Here is a 12,225-nt window from a genome sequence, read left to right as displayed (position 1 = left end):
CGGCGAGGACGCCGCGGCCGCCGCCTTCCGCGCCGCCCAGGCCAGGCCCGCGGCGCGCCGGTCGCGCTGGGCCGCCGTGCCCCGCTACGCGACGATCAAGGTCGCCGTGGTCGCCGCGACGCTCGCGGCGTTCGGCGGGGGCGTGGCGGTGGCGGCGAGCACCGGGCACCTGCCCGGGCAGTCCCCGGCGCCCGCGTCGTCCCACCACCGCGCGCCGAGGCAGTCGTGGCACCGCGGCGACCACCTGCACCCGTCGCCGAACGTCGTCCCGCGCTCGACGCCGCCGCGGCACCCGAAGCCGAGCCCGTCCCCCAAGGGCACGCCGCAGCACGGCCGGACGACCCCGCCCGGCCAGGCCGGCAGGTCCCCGAAGGCCAAGAAGACGCACCCGAACAAGAGCCAGGGCAACGGGAACAGCAGCAACAGCAGCAGCAACGGTGAAGGGCAGGACCGCGGCCGCACCAGCAAGGACCGAGGCATTCGGAACGTTCCCGAGCAGCACCCACGCAAGTCCACATGATGAGATTTGATTACCAGAATGTGGACATCGCGGCCTAGGCTCGCACCATGGTCACCGCAAGGGCGCTCCCGGCCCGCTACCAGGTCGAGTACGAGGCGGGTCCCAACACCGGCCGCGCGGACACGGTCAAGGGCGGCCGCGGCGGCACCACCGCGCCGCGGCCGCACGAGCTGCTCGAAGCGGCACTGGCCTCCTGCATCACGATGACCGCCCGCATGGCCCTCGACGAGCTCGGCCTCCCGGACGTCGCCGTCACCGCGCGGGTCGGCCTCGACCGCGAGGAGACCGCCACCCGCTTCCGCTACCGGCTGGCGTTCGACCCGCCCCCGCCGGCGGACGCCCGCGCGGCCGTGCTGCGCCGCGTCGAACGCTCGCCGGTCCGGCGGACGCTGAGCAGGCCGCTGTCATTCGTGGCGGAGGGCGCCCTCGCCGGTGATTGACCGGTAGTAGCAGGTCGGACGCGCGTCGCCCGAAGCCGACTTCGTGTGGCACGCGCCGCCGGTCGTCCGGTTGACCAGGTAGAGCAGCGAGTTCTGCTCGCAGTTCACGCGGACCTCGACCAGCTCCAGCACGTCGCCGGACGACGCGCCCTTGCGCCACAGCTCGTTGCGCGACGTCGACCACAGCACCGCGATCCGCTCGTCCAGCGTCGCCTTCAGCGCCTGCTCGTTCGCGTAGCCGATGAACAGCACGTCCTTGCTCGCCGTGTCCTGCAGCACCACCGGCACGACGTCCGAGCCGGTCGCCGCGACGGCGCGCAGCTTGCCGAAGTCGAGTGCGAGCCGCGTTCCCTCTTCGAGTTCGTTCACCACGCGATCCTCCCCGTGCCCACGCGCCCCGGCAACCCGGTCGTCACCGTGAGCGCCGATGTCAGCACGCATCGTCGCACGTCCGCCGGGTGCATCTTCGTAAACGGCGAATGCGCGGCGCCCGGCTTGTCACCGGAGGCGATTGTGCGGCCGCATCCGCGGTCCCATGCTGGCCGGAGCACTCACTTCAGGGAGCGATGCGATGACACGGGGCACTGTCCGGACGCGCGGTCCCATGCGCCTCCTCGGCACGACCAGCCTGCCCGGGGTCGCCCGCTCCGCCCCCGAGGCGCGCGCGTTCGTCCGCCGCGTCGCCCCGCACGTCGACGCCGAGGCCCTCGCCGACGTCGCCCTGTGCGTGGACGAGCTCGTCGCGAACGCCTGCGAGCACACCGCGTCCGGCCTGGGCGGGCGGGTGACCGTCATCGTCAGCGCCGCGGACGGGATGCTGCGCGTCACCGTCCTCGACGACGGCGGCACCGGCGGCGCGCCGTGCGTGCGCGACGACCCGTGCGGTGAGGACGGCCGCGGGCTGCGCCTGGTCGACGCGCTGTCCACCGCGTGGGGTTCGCACAGCGCCCTCGGCGGCAGGGCCGTGTGGGCGGAGTTCCGCGCGCCCGCCGCCCCGCGCACCGCCTGCAGCCATCCCTGCTCCCTTTGACCCCTATATCCGGATGACGCGGGCGTCCATGGAGCGGCATTCTTTGACGGCCCTGCCGTCAGCCGTGGAGGTCCGTTGTGCCGACGCTCGTCCTGTCGCCCCGCTACACCGAGGACTCGAAGGTGCTGCGCCTCGCCGCCGGACGGGCCGGCTGGAAGGCCGAGCGCCTGGGCGGGTGGCGGGCTCCGGCGCACCTGCGCGGGCAGGACGTCGCGCTGTACGGGGAGCCGACGTTCGTGGAGGTCATCGCGGCGCAACTCGGTGTCGCGCTGATCGACGCGCCGCCGGCCTGGCTGCCGGGCCTGCCGGAACGTCATCTCCGCCGAAAAGTAGATATGTCGACATTGGCGGAGGTTCGCGGGTCGGGTGCCTGGCCGTTGTTCGCCAAGCCGGCGGACGGCCGCAAGGGCTTCGAGGGCCGGGTGTACGGCTCGCCCGCCGACCTCCCGGACGCGGTGCCCGGCGACACCCCCGTGTTCGTCGCCGAGCCGGTCGAGTGGGAGGTCGAGTACCGCTGCCAGGTGCTGGACGGCGAGGTCGTCGCGATGTCGCCCTATCTGGCGGGCGGCGAGCTGGCGCTCACCGGCGACGGCCGCTGGGAGGCGCCGTACGCCGGGGAGGCGCGCGAGTACGCCGGCACGCTCCTGGCCGAGGTGCCTCTGCCGCCCGCGATCGTCGTCGACGTCGGCCTGGTCAAGGGGCGGGGCTGGGCCGTCGTGGAGGCGAACGCGGCGTGGGGCGCGGGCCTGTACGGGTGCGACCCGCAGGCCGTCCTGCGGGTCGTGTCCCGGGCGTGCGCGCCCACGCCGTCCGACCGCGAGTGGACGACCACGCCCGCCATCGACTGAACCGGGCGACCGGTGGGGAGGCCAGTCGGCTGACAGATGCCCGGCCGGTTGGGGCGTTCCTAGCGTCGGGGCCATGGAGACCACACCTCTTCGCGTCGCCGTCATCACCGCCAGCACCCGCGAGGGACGCTTCGGCCCGACCGTCGCCGGCTGGTTCACCGGGCTGGCCGGGCAGCGGGACGACCTCGTCCTCGACCTGGTCGACGTCGCCGACGCGCCCCCGCCCAGCCGCCTCGGCACGCCCGCGCCCGACGGCTTCGCCGAGACCACCCGGACGCTGCAGGCCGCCGACGCGTTCGTCGTCATCGCCTGCGAGTACAACCACAGCTTTCCCGGCACGCTGAAGAACCTGATCGACACGCACTACTACGAATGGCGCGCCAAGCCGGTCGCGTTCGTGTCCTACGGCGGGGTGTCCGGTGGGCTGCGGTCCGTCGAGCACCTGCGCGGCGTCTTCGCCGAGCTGCACGCCGTCACGGTGCGCGACACCGTCAGCTTCCACGCGCCGTGGAACTGGTTCGGCGAGGACGGGCGGCCCGCCGACGCCGAGGGCGCCGAGGCGGCGGCCAAGGGCATGCTCGACCAGCTCGCCTGGTGGGGGCACGCGCTGCGCGACGCCCGCGCCGCCCGCCCCTACGGCGGCTGACATGGCGACGACGACGCAGGCCCCGCCGGCGGCGGGGCGGGGCGCGCGGCCGACGGCGGTCGCGCTGGTGCTGGTCCTCGGCTCGATCATGATCACGCTGGACCAGACCGTGGTGAACGTCGCGCTGAACCGGCTGTCGGCGGACTTCGCCGCGCCGCTCGGCACCGTCCAGTGGGTGGCGACCGGGTACGCGCTGGCGCTGGCCGCGGTGATCCCGTCCACCGCGTGGGCGGTCGGGCGGTTCGGCGCGCGGCGGCTGTACCTGGTGGCGATCGCCGGGTTCGCCACCGCGTCGGTCCTCGCCGGACTGGCGTGGAACATCGAGTCGCTGATCGCGTTCCGGGTCGTGCAGGGGGTCGGCGGCGGCCTGGTGATGCCGGTCGGCATGACGATCCTGCTGCGCGCCGCCGGACCGGACCGGCTCGGCCGGCTGATGAGCACGCTCGGGCTGGCCGTCCTGGTCGGCCCGCTCGCCGGGCCCGTCCTCGGCGGGTGGCTGATCGACGCGGTGTCGTGGCGGTGGATGTTCTTCGTCAACCTGCCGGTCGCCGCGGCGGTCGTGGCGCTCGCCGCGCGGATCTTCCCTCGCGACGCCGCGGGGGCGCGGACCCCGCTGGACGTCCTCGGGCTGCTGATGCTGTCGCCCGGCCTCGCCGCCCTGCTGTACGGGGTGACGACGGGCGGCGACCGCGGCGACTTCGGCTCGGCGCGCGTGCTCGTCCCGGTGGCCGCGGGGGCGCTGCTCGTCGCCGGGTTCGTGCTGCGGGCGCTGACCGTCCGGCATCCGCTGATCGACCTGCGGCCGTTCCGGGACCGGACGTTCGCCGCCGCGACCGGCACGCTCGCGCTGTTCGCGACCGGCTACTTCGGGACGATGCTGCTGCTCCCCCTGTACCTGCAGGTCGTGCGGGGCGAGACCGCGACCGTGGCGGGGCTGCTCGGCATCCCGTTCGCGCTCGGCTCCGGGACGGCGATGCAGGTCGCCGGGCGGATCGTCGACCGGGTCCCGCCGGGACGGCTGGTGCCCGTGTCGATCGCGACCGCGCTGACCGGGTTCGCGCTGTTCACCGTCCAGCTGAGCGCGGACGCCCCGTACTGGGGGCTGTGCGCGGCGATGCTGCTGATGGGCGCGGGCGGCGGCGCGACGATGATGCCGGCGATGACGGCCGCGACGCGCGGGATGTCGCACGAGCAGGCGCCCGCCGCGAGCACCACGGTGAATCTCGTCAACACCGCGTCCGGGGCGATCGGGACGGCGCTGGCGTCGGTGGTGCTGTCCACGCTGATGAGCGGCCTCGTCCCGGACGATCCGGACGGCGGCGGCGCGCTCCAGGCCGTACACCGGCTGAACCCGCGGGCGCACGACGTGATCGCCGGCCCGCTGGCGGACGCGTTCCAGCACACGTACACGTTCGCGCTCGGGCTGCTGGCCCTGGCGCTGGTCCCGGCGATCCTCCTGCCGCGCCGCGTCCCGCGAAAGTGACGCGCCGGAAACCCCCGCTCCGGTGTCCGGAACGGGGGTTCAGGCGTGAGGGCCCGGAGGGCGCGGTGGCCGTGCGGGGCCTCGCGTCCTATTTCGCGGGTGCGATGTTGTGGTTCAGGCGGAAGAGGTTCGACGGGTCGTACTGTGCCTTCAACTCGGCGAGGCGCCGGTAGGTCTCGGGCTCGTACGCGGCCCGGACCTGGTCGGGCGTCGCGTTCGGGCCGAACAGGAAGTTCAGCACCTGCCCGCGCGCGCATGCGGCGAGCAGCCCGCCGAACCGGTCGTGCAGGGCGGCGACACCGGTGTCGTCCGGGCCGAGCTTGGACAGCAGGCCGACCAGGTATCCGGCGTCCCGGTTGCCGACGGCGTTCGGGACGGCCGGCGGCTTCGCCATCGCCCCGCCGAGGTGCCTGACCTCCACGATCGCCCGGTCGGGGGCGCCCGGACCGGCGAGGGCGAGCAGGTCGCCGGCGAGGTCGCCGTCCAGCGCGCCGACCGCGACGTTCGTCGCCCGGTACGCCATCGGGACGGGCGGCTCGTTGTGGATCAGGCCGGAGTCGGTGTACGGCATCTCGCCGGCCGTGTCGACCAGCCGCGGCCCGATCGCCCGCAGCGGCGCGATGAGCCGCTCGCCCTCCACCGCGTCCCCCGTGAAGGCGATCCGGACATGCGCGACGTGGCGGCCGCGGAGCGGTTCCGGGAACGCCGGGACGTCGGGCACCGGCATCAGCGCGACCGACGAGGTCATCTCGTCCGGGACGGTCTCCGTCCACCGCCGCCAGACGTCCATCACCGCCGGGATCAGGTCGGCGTCGAAGTACAGGCCGCCGCCGTACAGCCGCGCGACCGGGAGCAGGCCGATCTCCAGGCTCGTCACCACGCCGAAGTTGGCGCGGCCGCCGAGCAGCGCCCAGAACAGGTCCGGGTCGCTCTCCGGCGTGACGTGCCGGAGCCGCGCGTCCGCGGTGACCGCGTCGACCGACCGGACGTGGTCCGCCGCGAACCCGTACCGCCGCGACATCAGCCCGATCCCGCCGCCGAGCGTGTAGGACACCGCGCCGACGCCGGGCGACGACCCGCTCAGCGGCGCCAGCCCGTGCGGCGCGGCCTCCGCGACGACCTGCGCCCACCGGACGCCGGCCCCGATCCGCGCCGTCCGGGCCTCTGAGTCGATCTCCACGCCGGTCATCTTCCGGGTGACGATCAGCAGGCCGCCGTCGGCGGGGAGCGGGAGCCCGTGCCCGGTGTTCTGCACGGCGACCGGCATGCCCTGCGCGGCGGCGCGCTCGACGGCGGCGCGCACGTCCTCGGCGTCCTCCGCCACGACGATCACCGCGGGACGGTGCGGACCGGCGGTCTGGAAGCCGGTCCGCGCCGCGTCGTAGCCCTCGTCGCCCGGCTCGAACACCGCGCCCCGCACCGTCCCGTACGCGCTCATCGTGGCTCCTTTCGGCTCTTCCCCGGTCGCTCACCACCCATCCTGGTCACCGGCTATCCATACGTCAAAGAGATGGATCTTCTGATCTCTAGCAGAATTGCTTATGGCTAGAGCTCCTTGAGGAAGCCCGAGTCGACCACGACCTCCGCGCCCGTCGTGCTCGCCGACCGCGGCGAGGCCAGCAGCGCCACCGCGTCCGCGACCTCCTGCGGCTCGGCCATCCGGCCGGTCGTCAGGCTCATCATCTCCGCGGCGCCGCCGTTCAGGACCGCGTCCCGGTCCGAGCCGGTGGCCTGCGCGATGACGTCCGCCGCGCCGCCCTCCTCCGTCCACCACGCCGTCCGGACCGGGCCGGGCGACACCGTGTTCACCCGGATCCCCCGCGGCCCGAACTCCTCCGACAGGCCCTTCGCCAGGTTGTTCAGCGCCGCCTTCGCCGCGTTGTAGTCGAAGTTCATCGGGCCGGGGCGCCGCCCGTTCACCGACGACACGTTGACGATCGCCGCCGCGTCGCTCTCCAGCAGGTGCGGCAGCGCCGCCCGGACCGCCCGGACCACCGCGATCACGTTGAACTCGAACACCTCGCGCCAGTCGTCGTCGCTCAGCGTCCCGAACCCGAACCGGGGCATGACCGCGCCGGGCGGCGGGCCGCCCGCGTTGTTGACCAGGACGTCCAGCCGGCCGAACGCCTCCACGGCCCGCTCGACGGCGAGGCCGGGCGCCGCCGGGTCCATCAGGTCCGCGGCCACGTGCACCAGGTCCGGCCCGGCGAGCGCGTCCAGCTCCGGGCCGGGCTTGCGGGACACGGCGACCACGCGGGCACCCTCGTCCAGCAGCGTCCGCACGACCGCGAGCCCGATGCCCTTGGAAGCGCCGGTGACGACCGCAACGCGTCCGGTGAGCCGCAGGTCCATGGGTTCCCCTCTCGTCGGTGCGCACGCCCCGTCCGGGCGTGCGGCACCCCATGAACCCCGCCGCACCGATCACGGTTGCAGCCGCGGCTATCCGCCTTCCGCGCTGCGGCGCGCGCGCAGGGCGCGGACACGTCCGCGGCTGGCGCACGCGGGCGACGGGCACCAGCGACGCCGGTCCGCGGGATCGGCGAACACGCCACGGCAGTCGTCCTCGGGGCAGACCTTCAGGAACGCCCGCTCCGGGCCGGTCAGCTGGTCGACGGCCTGGCGCGCGATCCGGCCGAGCGCGGCACCGCCGTCGGCCGGCGCGGCCCGGACGAGGCGTCCGTCCACGGCGAGCACGACGGGATCCGGGTCCAGGAAGCCGGCGAGCTCCTGGACGTCGCCGTCCGGCGGGGCCTCGCCGTCGACGGTCGCCAGCGCGATCGGGCGCAGCACCTCGCGCAGCCACCGGGCCCGTTCGAGGTCGGCTGGCCCCACGGGACGGACCGGGGCCAGTTCGCAGGCCTCCAGCCACTGCGCGAACCGCGGCACGTCGGGGATCCGCTCGACCGGCCGCGCGCCGAACGCCCGGCCCTTCGTGGCCAGCAGGTTCAGCCAGGTCGCACCGCAGTCGAGCCGGAACGCCTCCGGATCGTTCGTTGCCATGACCCGATTGTAACGTCCCGGCCGTTACGCTAGCGTGTAACGCCCAACCCGTTACAAGGAGCGCCCGTGGACCTCACCGAAGCCACCCTCGACCGCGCCGAAGGCCACCGCCTGCTGGACGTCCTCCAGGACGAGACCACCCGGCAGGCCACGTTCCCCGCGCTGGAGGACCTCGCGCCCGGCTTCGCCGACTGGGTCGTCACCAGCCTGTTCGGCGGCACCTACCAGCGCCCCGGCCTGTCCCTGCGCGACCGCCAGCTGCTCAACCTCGCCGCCCTCACCGCGCTCGGCGGCGTCGACCCGCAGCTCACCGGGCACGTCCGGACGTGCCGGCGGCTCGGCATGACCCGCGAGGAGATCATCGAGGCGTTCGTCCACCTCGCGCCCTACGTCGGCGTGCCGAAGGCGCTCGCCGGCCTGCGCGTCGCCGCCGCGGCCCTGGCCGGCGCCCGATGAGGGTCCGGACCGTCCTCGGCGACGTCGACCCCGCCGAGCTGGGCGTCTGCGACGCCCACGACCACCTGTTCCTCCGCACGCCGCGGCTGCCCGGCCAGGAGCTCGACGACCCCGCCCGCGCCGCCGCCCACCTGCGGACCTTCGCGGACCTCGGCGGACGGACGATCGCCCACTGGACCCCCTACGGCCTCGGCCGCCGCGAGCGGGACCTCGCCGACCTGTCCGCCGCCACCGGCGTGCACATCATCGCCGCGACCGGCCTCCACCAGGCCGTCCACTACGACCCCGGCGTCCTCGCCCGGATCCGTCCCGGCCTCGCCGCGCTCTTCCACCGCGAGCTCACCGACGGCCCCGCCGGGATGATCAAGGTGGCGGGCGGCTTCCACCGCCTCGACGAGCACGCCCGGCACACGATGACCGCCGCCGCCGAGGCGTCCGGCGCCACGGGCGCCCCCATCGGCGTCCACCTGGAGGACGGGACCGCCGCCCTCGACGTCCTCGACCTGCTCTGCGGGTCCCTCGGCGTCCCGCCGGACCGGGTGATCCTCAGCCATCTCGACCGCTCGCCCGACCCCTGGATCCACCGCCGGGCCGCCGAGGCGGGCGCCTACCTGTGCTTCGAGGGCCCGTCCCGCGCGCACCACGCGACCGACTGGCACCTGTTCGACTCCCTGGCGGCCCTCACCGAGGCCGGCCACACCGACCGCGTCCTCATGGGCGGCGACACCACGACGCCCGACGCCCCCGGCATCCCGCACCTGCTCCGCGTCCTCCGCCCCCGGGTGGAAGCCCAGCTCGGCCGGGACGCCGCCACCGCCATCTTCGAGACGAACCCGGCCCGGGCGTTCGCGATTCAGCGGTAAGGGCGGAGGAAATCGGTGATGTCGGCGGCGAGCAAGGCGGGCTCCTCATGGGCGGCGAAATGCCCGCCGCGCGGCATCTCCGTGTACCTGACGACGTTGTAGACGCGCTCCGCCCAGCTGCGCGGCGGATGCGTCAGGTCGGCGGGGAACAGGGCGACGGCGGTCGGGACGTCCACGCGCTCCACCCGCCTGGTCAGGCCCGACGCGTACTCGTAGTAGGGCCGGAACGACGTCGAGATCGTCTGCGTGAACCAGTAGAGCGACGCCTGCGTCAGCACGAAGTCGTCGCTGAACCGCGACGACAGGTCGCCGCCGCTGTCGCTCCACGCGCGGTACTTCTCCACGATCCAGGCGAGCAAGCCGACGGGCGAATCGGCGAGCCCGTAGCTCAACGTCAGCGGACGGGTGCTCTGTTCGTGCTGGTAGCCGCCCTCCTGCGCGCTCCACGCGGCGACGGAGTCCAGGTACGCCTGCTCCTCCGGCGTGACATCGCCATAGGAGGCCGGGCTCGCCACCGCCATCAGATGGATGCCCGCCAGCGCCTCGGGATGCGCCTCCGCCAGCCGCGACGTGATGCCGGCGCCGAGGTCGCCGCCGTGCGCCGCGTACCGCTCGAAACCGAGCTCGCCGTGCATCAGCCGATGCCACAGCTCGTGCGTCTGCTCCTGGTCCAGCGTCGGCCGCTGCGGCGAGAACCCGAACCCCGGCAGCGACGGGACGATCACCGTGAACGCGTCGGCGGCGTCGCCCCCGAACCGCGACGGCGCCGCCAGCCGCTCCGCGAGGCCGGTCATCTCGAGGAACGAGCTGGGCCACCCGTTCGTCAGCACGATCGGCAGCGCCCCGCGTCGTTCGGCGTCGTAGCGCAGGTAATGGACGGGCGTCCCGTCGATGTCCGCGAAGTGCGAGGGGAGCGCGTTGACGGCGGCCTCGTGCGTCCGCCAGTCGTAGCCGCTCGCCCAATAGGCGACGAGGCGCCGCAGCTCACCGGCGTCCGTCCCGGCCTCCCACGCCGCGGCGGGCCAGGCGGCCGGCCACCGCGTCCGCTCCAGCCGCGCCCGCAACTCGTCCAACTCGGCATCCGAAACCGCCATCACGCCGCTCACGGAAACCCCTTTCTGCTCGGTCGGAGCATGGTCGTGTCAGAGGCGGATCAGGCCCGCGTCCGTCGGGCGGAAACCGCAGGCGTCGAAGTAGAAGCGTCGCAGCTCGGGCTCGAAGTCGACATGGAGCCATTCGCAGCCCGCGGCACGCGCGTGCTCCACCGCGAGCCGCACGACCGCCGTGCCGATGCCGCGGTGCTGGTACGAGCCGCGCGTCTTGGTGTCGATCAGGAAGGCGTGGTCGCCGCCGTCCCATGCGACGTTCACGAAGCCGACAAGGGTGCCAGCGGCGTCGCGGGCGGCCACCCAGCCGAGGCTGTGCCGCTGGATCCGGTCCCACCAGCCGGCGACGGCGCGGCCGCCGTGCGACCGGACGAGGCCGACCATCTCGTCATCGGTGATCGGAGCGCGCCAGGCGTAGGTGATCTCCTCGGCGGCGGTCATCGCCCGGTGCCTGCCAGGGTGCGGACGAGGCGGACGATCGCGGCGCGCTGGCCGTCCGGGTCGTCGTCGAGGCCGGGCATCAGCATGCGGCGCAGCTGGGGGGTGGCGAACCACCAGCCGGCCAGGACGATGACGGCGTACAGCAGCTCCTGCGGTGCGAGCCGGGCGTCCAGGTGCCCCGACTCCTGCGCCTTGGCGAGGGCGGCGATCTTCCCGGCGTAGTGCGCGGTGCGCTCGGCCTCGGCGGCGACGGGCTCGCCGTCGGCGGTGTGCAGGCCCTCCCAGTGCAGCAGCCGGACGAAGTGCGGGTGCTCCCGGTGGTAGTCGAAGACCCGCCCGGCGTACTCGCCGAGGTCGGCGGCGACCCGCTCGTCCAGCGGAACGGCCTCGGCCAGGCGCTCCAGCTCCGTGGTCAGCACGATCGCGAACATCTGCCGCTTGTTGCCGAAGTAGGAGTAGATGCGCTCCTTGTTCACCCCGGCGGTGGCGGCGATCCGGTCCATCCGGGCCGCCTCGGGCCCGTGGGCGGCGAACTCGCCGACCGCGGCGTCGAGGATGAGCCGCCTGGTCCTCTCGGTGTCCCATGCCATGGGGCCGAGCCTACGCCAAATTCCAACTCACGGGTTGGCTTTTGCGGGCGGGCATGGCAAACTCCAACTCACGAGTTGGAGTTTGACCGACCACCGCGAGGAGCCGTCATGTCCCCGATCCGCCCCCAGGCCGCCGTCCCCTCGGTGCACCTGCGCGCCGCGTTCACCTGGCTGGCCGTCTACGTCATGATCATGGCCACGCAGATCCTGCTCGGGCCGCTGCTGGGCGGGCTGTCGCTCCCGGTCCGGACGCTCGTGGTGACCGGCGTCGTCGTGCCCACCGTCGTGTACGCGCTCGTCCCCGCGATCCTGCGGACGTACGCCGCGCTGCGCCGCCGCCCCCGGTGACGATCTCAGGACACAGTAGAATGGGATACCAAATTTTCCGATGATCGATCCGGGGAGTGGAGCGGGATGCCGGGAGAGGACGGCGCGCGGGGCGGCGGCGAGCCCGAGTCGGCGCGGGTGGCCCGGCTGATCCGCGACGACATCCTCGACGGCGTCCGCCCGCCGGGCGACCGGCTCGTCGAGCGGGACCTGGCGGACGAGCTCGGGGTCAGCCGCGTGCCGGTGCGGGACGCGCTCAAGACGCTCGTCTCCGAGGGCCTCGTCACCCTCCGTCCCCGCACGTGGGCGGTGGTCCGCGAGTTCACCGCGAGCGACATCGCCGACCTGCGCGAGGTGCGCTCGGCGCTGGAGGTGCTGACGTTCAAGCTGGCGGCACAGCGGCACACGCGCGCGGGGCTCGCGCGGCTGCGCGCCGCGCTCGACGCCGAGCTCGCCGCCGCCCGCGCGGGCGACG

General features: G+C 74.1%; 17 protein-coding genes. 10 read left to right on the top strand and 7 right to left on the bottom strand.

The features are described 5' to 3' along the window. Both F9B16_RS51755 and F9B16_RS44005 read left to right on the top strand, forming a co-directional pair. Positions 1-520 (top strand): hypothetical protein (locus F9B16_RS51755; RefSeq protein WP_404800591.1); only part of this gene is annotated, 520 nt, incomplete at its 5' end. A 47-nt stretch (positions 521-567) separates the two neighbouring features. Then, positions 568-960 carry an OsmC family protein gene (locus F9B16_RS44005; protein WP_151546213.1) on the top strand — a complete coding sequence of 131 codons (393 nt, stop codon included), beginning with the start codon at positions 568-570 and terminating at the stop codon, positions 958-960. Here F9B16_RS44005 and F9B16_RS44000 read toward each other — a convergent pair. After that, positions 925-1,329, bottom strand: coding sequence for a phosphoribosyl-AMP cyclohydrolase (locus F9B16_RS44000; RefSeq protein ID WP_225992477.1), 405 nt, complete (start codon positions 1,327-1,329; stop codon positions 925-927). The genes F9B16_RS44005 and F9B16_RS44000 overlap by 36 nt on opposite strands. A gap of 202 nt (positions 1,330-1,531) precedes the next feature. On the opposite strand from F9B16_RS44000, the gene F9B16_RS43995 reads away from it, so the two are divergent. From F9B16_RS43995 to F9B16_RS43980, 4 genes are all read left to right on the top strand, one after another. Then, positions 1,532-1,990: an ATP-binding protein gene (locus tag F9B16_RS43995; protein ID WP_192809291.1), complete on the top strand. Its 459-nt coding sequence runs from the start codon at positions 1,532-1,534 to the stop codon at positions 1,988-1,990. 77 nt (positions 1,991-2,067) lie between these two features. Beyond that, on the top strand, positions 2,068-2,838 hold the full coding sequence (locus F9B16_RS43990; protein ID WP_151546210.1) for an ATP-grasp domain-containing protein: 771 nt from the start codon (positions 2,068-2,070) through the stop codon (positions 2,836-2,838). Positions 2,839-2,911: 73 nt separating this feature from the next. After that, positions 2,912-3,484 (top strand): NADPH-dependent FMN reductase, encoded by a 573-nt coding sequence (locus F9B16_RS43985; RefSeq protein ID WP_151546209.1) that lies wholly within the window; start codon positions 2,912-2,914, stop codon positions 3,482-3,484. 1 nt (position 3,485) lies between these two features. Further along, positions 3,486-4,967, top strand: a complete 1,482-nt coding sequence (locus F9B16_RS43980; RefSeq protein ID WP_151546208.1) for a DHA2 family efflux MFS transporter permease subunit — start codon at positions 3,486-3,488, stop codon at positions 4,965-4,967. An 88-nt stretch (positions 4,968-5,055) separates the two neighbouring features. Here F9B16_RS43980 and F9B16_RS43975 read toward each other — a convergent pair whose 3' ends face one another. The 3 genes from F9B16_RS43975 to F9B16_RS43965 form a co-directional block, all read right to left on the bottom strand. Further along, the gene (locus F9B16_RS43975; protein ID WP_151546207.1) at positions 5,056-6,405 is read right to left on the bottom strand and encodes an FAD-binding oxidoreductase; all 1,350 of its coding nucleotides are present in this window, start codon (positions 6,403-6,405) and stop codon (positions 5,056-5,058) included. A 107-nt stretch (positions 6,406-6,512) separates the two neighbouring features. Further along, positions 6,513-7,319 (bottom strand): SDR family NAD(P)-dependent oxidoreductase, encoded by an 807-nt coding sequence (locus F9B16_RS43970; protein WP_151546206.1) that lies wholly within the window; start codon positions 7,317-7,319, stop codon positions 6,513-6,515. Between the two features lie 87 nt (positions 7,320-7,406). Continuing rightward, a complete protein-coding gene (locus F9B16_RS43965; RefSeq protein WP_151546205.1) occupies positions 7,407-7,967 on the bottom strand; it encodes a CGNR zinc finger domain-containing protein in 561 nt (186 codons plus the stop codon). 66 nt (positions 7,968-8,033) lie between these two features. On the opposite strand from F9B16_RS43965, the gene F9B16_RS43960 reads away from it, so the two are divergent. Further along, a complete protein-coding gene (locus F9B16_RS43960) occupies positions 8,034-8,423 on the top strand; it encodes a carboxymuconolactone decarboxylase family protein (RefSeq protein ID WP_151546204.1) in 390 nt (129 codons plus the stop codon). Next, on the top strand, positions 8,420-9,286 hold the full coding sequence (locus F9B16_RS43955) for a phosphotriesterase family protein (RefSeq protein WP_151546203.1): 867 nt from the start codon (positions 8,420-8,422) through the stop codon (positions 9,284-9,286). Before F9B16_RS43960 ends, F9B16_RS43955 begins: the two co-directional genes overlap by 4 nt. On the opposite strand, the gene F9B16_RS43950 is transcribed toward F9B16_RS43955, so the two are convergent. From F9B16_RS43950 to F9B16_RS43940, 3 genes are read right to left on the bottom strand one after another with little or no spacing between them, the layout of a single operon-like run. Continuing rightward, positions 9,277-10,380 carry an epoxide hydrolase family protein gene (locus F9B16_RS43950; protein WP_192809290.1) on the bottom strand — a complete coding sequence of 368 codons (1,104 nt, stop codon included), beginning with the start codon at positions 10,378-10,380 and terminating at the stop codon, positions 9,277-9,279. The genes F9B16_RS43955 and F9B16_RS43950 overlap by 10 nt on opposite strands. Positions 10,381-10,428: 48 nt before the next feature. Continuing rightward, positions 10,429-10,833, bottom strand: coding sequence for a GNAT family N-acetyltransferase (locus F9B16_RS43945; RefSeq protein WP_151546202.1), 405 nt, complete (start codon positions 10,831-10,833; stop codon positions 10,429-10,431). After that, positions 10,830-11,423, bottom strand: coding sequence for a TetR family transcriptional regulator (locus F9B16_RS43940; protein WP_151546201.1), 594 nt, complete (start codon positions 11,421-11,423; stop codon positions 10,830-10,832). Before F9B16_RS43940 ends, F9B16_RS43945 begins: the two co-directional genes overlap by 4 nt. 108 nt (positions 11,424-11,531) lie before the next feature. On the opposite strand from F9B16_RS43940, the gene F9B16_RS43935 reads away from it, so the two are divergent. Both F9B16_RS43935 and F9B16_RS43930 read left to right on the top strand, forming a co-directional pair. Further along, a complete protein-coding gene (locus F9B16_RS43935; protein ID WP_225992476.1) occupies positions 11,532-11,771 on the top strand; it encodes a hypothetical protein in 240 nt (79 codons plus the stop codon). Between the two features lie 66 nt (positions 11,772-11,837). Then, positions 11,838-12,225, top strand: a 388-nt coding sequence (locus tag F9B16_RS43930; protein WP_151546199.1) for a GntR family transcriptional regulator, incomplete at its 3' end; no start/stop codon positions are given.

The sequence above is a fragment of the Actinomadura montaniterrae genome (assembly GCF_008923365.1).
Taxonomy (GTDB): Bacteria; Actinomycetota; Actinomycetes; order Streptosporangiales; family Streptosporangiaceae; genus Spirillospora; species Spirillospora montaniterrae.
This window is presented reverse-complemented; position numbering and strand designations above follow the sequence as displayed.